7 protein-coding genes and 2 pseudogenes are annotated in these 4,541 nt (G+C 47.2%); all 9 read right to left on the reverse strand.

Annotated elements, in window-relative coordinates:
* Nucleotides 1-450, reverse strand: a pseudogene (locus tag ACFIMX_RS05575) (hypothetical protein); the annotation flags it as partial.
* Nucleotides 450-1,301, reverse strand: a complete 852-nt coding sequence (locus ACFIMX_RS05580; protein WP_375640029.1) for a baseplate J/gp47 family protein — start codon at nt 1,299-1,301, stop codon at nt 450-452. The pseudogene ACFIMX_RS05575 and the gene ACFIMX_RS05580, both read right to left, overlap by 1 nt.
* A complete protein-coding gene (locus ACFIMX_RS05585; RefSeq protein ID WP_375694163.1) occupies nt 1,288-1,674 on the reverse strand; it encodes a GPW/gp25 family protein in 387 nt (128 codons plus the stop codon). Before ACFIMX_RS05585 ends, ACFIMX_RS05580 begins: the two co-directional genes overlap by 14 nt.
* Nucleotides 1,675-1,677: 3 nt before the next feature.
* Nucleotides 1,678-1,878, reverse strand: coding sequence for a hypothetical protein (locus ACFIMX_RS05590; RefSeq protein ID WP_375640028.1), 201 nt, complete (start codon nt 1,876-1,878; stop codon nt 1,678-1,680).
* A gap of 12 nt (nt 1,879-1,890) precedes the next feature.
* Nucleotides 1,891-2,484, reverse strand: a complete 594-nt coding sequence (locus ACFIMX_RS05595) for a baseplate assembly protein (protein WP_375640026.1) — start codon at nt 2,482-2,484, stop codon at nt 1,891-1,893.
* Nucleotides 2,481-3,002 carry a hypothetical protein gene (locus ACFIMX_RS05600; protein ID WP_375640025.1) on the reverse strand — a complete coding sequence of 174 codons (522 nt, stop codon included), beginning with the start codon at nt 3,000-3,002 and terminating at the stop codon, nt 2,481-2,483. The genes ACFIMX_RS05595 and ACFIMX_RS05600 overlap by 4 nt, the downstream gene beginning before the upstream one ends.
* Nucleotides 2,999-3,493: a phage virion morphogenesis protein gene (locus ACFIMX_RS05605; protein WP_375640024.1), complete on the reverse strand. Its 495-nt coding sequence runs from the start codon at nt 3,491-3,493 to the stop codon at nt 2,999-3,001. Before ACFIMX_RS05605 ends, ACFIMX_RS05600 begins: the two co-directional genes overlap by 4 nt.
* A gap of 1 nt (nt 3,494) precedes the next feature.
* Nucleotides 3,495-3,917, reverse strand: a complete 423-nt coding sequence (locus ACFIMX_RS05610; protein WP_375640022.1) for a gp436 family protein — start codon at nt 3,915-3,917, stop codon at nt 3,495-3,497.
* A 15-nt stretch (nt 3,918-3,932) separates the two neighbouring features.
* Nucleotides 3,933-4,541, reverse strand: a pseudogene (locus ACFIMX_RS05615) (capsid protein); the annotation flags it as partial.

Here is a 4,541-nt window from a genome sequence, read left to right on the forward strand (position 1 = left end):
TTGTTTAGGGAGGCTGTCAAAGTACAGTTGAAAGGAATTCCACCAAGCACGCCCAGACCAAGCGGGTATAAAGCGGGCTGTAATCTGGAGCCATTCAAGCCCCAACTCTATTGCCGCAAGAGAGCCGCGAATATTTTGCCATGCAAGACCCTGATCAATTAAATCATAAAGGTTAGAGAAATAAGGGTTTAATTCTTGTAAGCCATATTCGTCTATTAAAAAGGGCAACCAAGAAGGCGGACGCGTGATAAATTTCGCGCGTGGTATTTNGTTTAATTCTTGTAAGCCATATTCGTCTATTAAAAAGGGCAACCAAGAAGGCGGACGCGTGATAAATTTCGCGCGTGGTATTTCTTCGAGTGCCGTTTTAACGTGAGGGTCAAGAGCCATTGCTTCTGCAAAACAGCGTTCAAACAAGCTCGAATTCGGGGGCAAAAGTGAGGAGAGCATCAATAAGCACGCCCCCGTTCAGACAAGACAATATCCCCTAGTGCAACCGCTTCATCAGGTGCGACCAAAATATCCTCACAAGGTTGCGTTATGTTCACATGGTGAACGCCCTCAACCATCAAGCGGCTTAGTATCCAACTTAAAGACAAATCACGTCCAAGCCTTTGCGCACGCGCCCATTCCGCTCTTAAATTCTGCTCCGCTCTTTCCAAAACAAAGGAGCCTTCATCCGGTAACAACCAAAAATCAGCAGAAACATTGATCATCCGCTGTACCGCGCTTTTCACAAAGATGTGGTCATTAGTCATTTTAACATGGGGGGCATCAAGGGCTGCTTGTACCTTGGCAATTAAAGCCTCATCAGCCACCCCTGAAGGAGCGTCACTAAAAAGCGCAACATGAATAAGCGGGCTTTTACCCTCACGATAAACAAAAGCATCTTTGACATGGATATCGCTTGAGAGAGCAAAATATTGAATGCGTGGCGCTGTGCCACCTGTGGAATGTCCTTGTCTATTCAAGCGAATGCGGCGGCGCAAACGCGCATCATCTTCATCCAAAAGGCGCGTGACCCCATGAAAATCCCCCAAATGATCTAAGCTTGTTCCACGCGCAAATGTGAGTAAATTATCCCGCGCCACTTCATTGACCCGCTGGCGCAACAGCAACTCTTCATAAGCGGCCGCTTGCAATTGAATGACCACCGGATCATAAGCCGTCTTTTCCACATTATAAGGAATATGATGCGCCGCAAAAAGCTCAGTCAAACGCGTGATCTTTTGCTCTAAAATTGCTTCAACAGAAAGCTCTTCAATAATTTGTGGGAGAGGTAAAGGTTCAAACTCTGTCATCACCAACCTCTAAATTGATGCTCATTGGCTCTTTGTGTGACCAATCCCCCAAATGCCCATCGGGATAAAAAACACCCGTTAAAACAAAATGGAATGTGCCTTCACGCGTTGCTTTTGTCAGATCAATCCTCTGCAACGAAAACCCAGGCTCTCCACACTCTGGATCATCCAAAGCTTCAACAATTGCTTGATAAAGCTGCATCATCGTCGCAGGATCAGCATTGGCATCTTGGAATGCTCCAACATCACATCCATAATGACGACGCAAAACCCCTGTCCCAATCCTTGTCGTCAGACATTTACGGAGTGACTGTTGGCAATGGTCCCAACCATATAAGAGAGAGCCATCCTTTTCGCTCATCCCACACCGCATGCTTTAAGCCCCTTTGCTTGTCTTTGTGTTAGAAACAGTTGGGGGCGCAGAAACAACAGGTGCTGGTTTTTCAGCGATCTGACCAAGCAGCAACGGATATTTAGCCGCTTCCTCACTTAAACAAATTTCTTCACCTTTGCCCGGTGAACGCTTGCCTGCAACAAAGTCTGCATTGGTTAAAATAACATAAGTATTCTCACGCATAATAAAACTCCTTTAAAGAGGACTAGAGGTTGTGGAGGGACCCATTTTGACCCCACCGTGTTTGTGGCTTGCACCAACAGATTTTTGATTGTGCTGCAAATCTTCTGCTTGAATATGCACACTGCCCGTTAATTCAACACGGGTTGATTGATGAGAAAGCACCAAACCTTTTTCACTCAAATGGATTCGGTTTTCTCCATGGGAGAGAATAAGTTCCTCTTTTGTGATGCGCAGTGCTCCACCGGCATAACAGAGCGCCAACTCTTGGAAAGAGCGTGCGGGATTAGGCATATCCTCACTATAACTATCACGCACAACCAGAGAGGCAGAGCCAATTTCGCCATGGGGATTTAACAACCGCACCGGATCACCAACATGGAGGGGCATATTGCTTGAGAGAGCGCCAGAAGCTTCTTGCGCTTGTAGCCAAGGCGATAAAACCGCTTGTCCATTGGAACCCTGTTCAGAAAGTTTTACCCGCACCCTATGTCCATCAACTTGCACAACCCGCCCAATCATGTGCTGGTTGGCAAGACAGCGTTCAAGCGCATCAAGACGCTTCATTATTTGCCGCAAAGTGTCACTCAACAAATGCGCATCATTCATGGCAACACCTCATCATCACATGAGAGCAACCCAGCTTTGAGTTGTCCTTCATCACAAAAAATATCCTGTCCCAACTGATGCAAATCTTGGTGCCATTCCACCACGCTTATCGATACACCACGCTGCTTAATCGCCGCGGAAATAATCGGTTCAATTTGCACCTCACGCGGGGCACTCAAATGCGTTAGCCCCCACAATTGCCCGCTATGACAAAGTACCGCAATGGCTTCTGCTAAAAGCCAACTGGAAACATCACGCTCTTTACCCGTGGTGATAATAAAAGCCCCTAAATGAAGATCAGCACTCATCTGTCCAGAAGCAACAGAAATTAAACGGCTTTCTAACACCGCAACACGCACAGCTGGAGCCACCAGCATCTGTGTTTCAAGTTCTTCTAAGTTAAAACGTCCAAATTGACAGCCGCAATCACGCACATCCGGCAAAGCGCCTTTAAGGCTTCTTATCACCGCTTCACGAAACTGATTAATGCGCCCTGCTTGCTTGACCGTTTGTCTCATGAAAAGACCCTTTCCAGCCAATCTTCCACTGCTTTGATAATTTCCACTTTATTGTGCTCTGAAAGCCCCAAATAAGGGCGTGCGGGCATGATCACTTGATGCACACAAACAAAGCGGTGTGCATTGCCGCTTTTAAGAAAAAAGCGCAGTGTCTTGCCATTTTTCGGGCGAATAACCCCACCCAATTGGTGAATCCGCGCATAAACCAACCCAGAGCCCACAATCACCTGTTCTGGTGAAGCTTTCATATCAATGGAGCGTGAAAGCGCCCCACTGGCATAAAGAATGGAGGTGCGAGCATGATTGTTTTTCCACTTCTCTCCTTGGGGAGAGGTTTTTTCGCTTTGAATCCGCCGCCTTGTGCTCTCTTGGATGAGACGCCCAACCCCTTGTGCCAAAGTCCCCATCGAGCGATCAGCTCCCTTTTGCAAAAAGGATAAAGCCGCTTCAAGCCCTGTCTCTTTAATCTCAATATGGGTTGAAACAGACATGTTATCTTCCCATCAAACGCGGTTTGGCATGAAAAAAAGCCCCATCACGCACGGGACCATCTTCGCTCATAATTTTAGGCTCATCTATGCCTAAACCCGCTTTGCCTTCCGCAATGCGTTTCAAGAGTTCAACCGCCTGTTTGTAACGATCTTCAATGGTCGTGGTCAGTGCCGTATGGCGTATGGCTAAATTATAAACAGCAATATTGACACAGATCATCCCCAGAGCCGCCGGCTGTCCAGCAATGGGGACGCAGTAGCGATGAGACAAATGCACATCAATCTCACCACTTGCCTGTTCGAGCGCGCGGGCAATGGCTTGCTCTGAAAAAACTGGATCAGAATTCTCATCCATCCCGCACAAATCATCCAAGAAGTCATCACCCCAGAGCTCTTCAATCAATCTTTTGCTTGCATAAGCCATGTTTAAAAGTTTCCCTTAGACAACTTCTTGCAACAAAACGCCGGCATCTTTTGCGGCGACCAATTCACACACGCGTTCCCCCACACGCACCCGTTTACCACCTGACAAGCCGATATCTGGATCAATGATCACTCCAGACAAACGCTCGCCCAACTGGGCGCTAAAGCCCCAACTGATCACCGAACCATCTGCCTGTTGTTTGGTAGGGTCAATATAAAGCAGTGCAATCTTATTGCTCCAAACGCGTGCCAATTGTGCCGAACGCCCTTTGCGTGCCAAATTCACTTGCGATTCACCAATGAGTAAACGATCGGGGTGTATTTCCATCAGATCAGCAAATTGCGCCTTGGTGACAAAACCATCAGCAGTGCCACCCCCTTTAACGGCTTTAATGATTTTGGGATGACGTTTGAGTTTTGACCAAACAACTTTACCCATCACAATGGTGTTGGGCGTATAGACGAGACTTTTATCCATCGCCTCATCTAAAGTGGCATAAGGGTCAGATTTCTCATAATCGCTAAATTTATTCTCACCCTTAAGCGTAATCACGCGCTCTGGTGCGTAATTTTCACTTCTTTGCACAAGCGCTGCCACACGCACTTCACGCCCCAATTCCAGCAA

It is taken from the genome of Bartonella sp. AD24XZML (assembly GCF_042196485.1).
Classification (GTDB): Bacteria; Pseudomonadota; Alphaproteobacteria; order Rhizobiales; family Rhizobiaceae; genus Bartonella.

What these genes read in the sequence shown, in the direction of transcription:
- ACFIMX_RS05580 (WP_375640029.1), bottom strand. Translation starts at nt 1,301, where the DNA reads ATGACAGAGTTTGAACCTTTACCTCTCCCACAAATTATTGAAGAGCTT.
- ACFIMX_RS05585 (WP_375694163.1), bottom strand. Translation starts at nt 1,674, where the DNA reads ATGCGGTGTGGGATGAGCGAAAAGGATGGCTCTCTCTTATATGGTTGG.
- ACFIMX_RS05590 (WP_375640028.1), bottom strand. Translation starts at nt 1,878, where the DNA reads ATGCGTGAGAATACTTATGTTATTTTAACCAATGCAGACTTTGTTGCA.
- ACFIMX_RS05595 (WP_375640026.1), bottom strand. Translation starts at nt 2,484, where the DNA reads ATGAATGATGCGCATTTGTTGAGTGACACTTTGCGGCAAATAATGAAG.
- ACFIMX_RS05600 (WP_375640025.1), bottom strand. Translation starts at nt 3,002, where the DNA reads ATGAGACAAACGGTCAAGCAAGCAGGGCGCATTAATCAGTTTCGTGAA.
- ACFIMX_RS05605 (WP_375640024.1), bottom strand. Translation starts at nt 3,493, where the DNA reads ATGTCTGTTTCAACCCATATTGAGATTAAAGAGACAGGGCTTGAAGCG.
- ACFIMX_RS05610 (WP_375640022.1), bottom strand. Translation starts at nt 3,917, where the DNA reads ATGGCTTATGCAAGCAAAAGATTGATTGAAGAGCTCTGGGGTGATGAC.